The 931-nt window shown below is 56.3% G+C and carries 1 protein-coding gene; it reads right to left on the bottom strand.

Annotation, left to right across the window (positions count from 1 at the left end; all coding sequences use genetic code 11):
- The coding region (locus J1C49_RS21470) for a transposase (RefSeq protein ID WP_227447854.1) at positions 1–931 on the bottom strand (931 nt) is incomplete at both ends.

The raw sequence follows: 931 nt of genomic DNA, 5'->3' as shown, positions 1-931 counted from the left end.
CTTTCGGCGTAAATGGGTGTTTTGCCGATCTTTGGCGATGTAACGCTCGAACTTGTCTCGGAAGCTGTTGGTGCGCTGCATGATGGCGACCTGTCCGGCCATCCATAGGGTGCGGCGCAAGCGCGCGTTGCCGTATTTTGAGAGCTTGGTCTGACCGCGGAATGTGCCCGATTGGATCGTCGCGAGGTCCATCCCGCAGAACTTCAAGAATTGCCGGTAATGCTGAAAGCGTCGCAGATCGCCCGCCTCCGCCAGGATGGTCAGCGCATTGATCGGCCCGATCCCCGGGATCGACGTTAGCAGCTGATAGTCGTCGTTGTTCTTGAGTAGTTCAACGGCCCGACCTTCGATCTCATTGCGTTGCGCAATCAGGCTACGCCCCTCGGCGAGAACCAGTTTGAACATCCTGGCGGCCTCAGAACCCGGTGCGATAGGCAGACCCACAGATGACCTAGCAGTCTGATAAATATCCGCAAGCAAACGCTCTTTGGAGACTTTGCGGCCAACAACCTCCCATGCGTCGGCAATGAAAGCCTCTTGGCTCATGGCTGATATAAAATGCGGTGATGGATAGCGCTCCAGAAAGGCGAAGAACCAGTCACTGCGTGAACTGCGATGAAAGCGGTCAGCCTCAGGCCAATACAGTGGCAGATAGTGGGTCAGGATCCGGTGCCACAACTCGGTCTTCGAGCGCGAGACGATGTCGTGTGTTTTGGACCGCTCCTGAAGATCATTCGTGCCGCAGAGCAATGGATCATAGTAGAGCTGCTCGTTCCCGATTTGCATCATGTGCAGGATGACCTGCGCGTCTTTTGGATCGTTCTTGTCCCAGCTGTTGTTCAAGGCTTCGCGGGTGCGTGCCAAGGCGACTGAAGATACCAGCTTTACCTCGAAACCGGCGACGCCGAGCCGATAAGCCAGAGCGCGATGA

This window comes from Cognatishimia sp. F0-27, from assembly GCF_020667845.1.
Lineage (GTDB): Bacteria > Pseudomonadota > Alphaproteobacteria > Rhodobacterales > Rhodobacteraceae > JAFMPQ01.
Note: the sequence above shows the minus strand (reverse complement) of the source record. Positions and strands in the feature narration are given on the sequence as shown.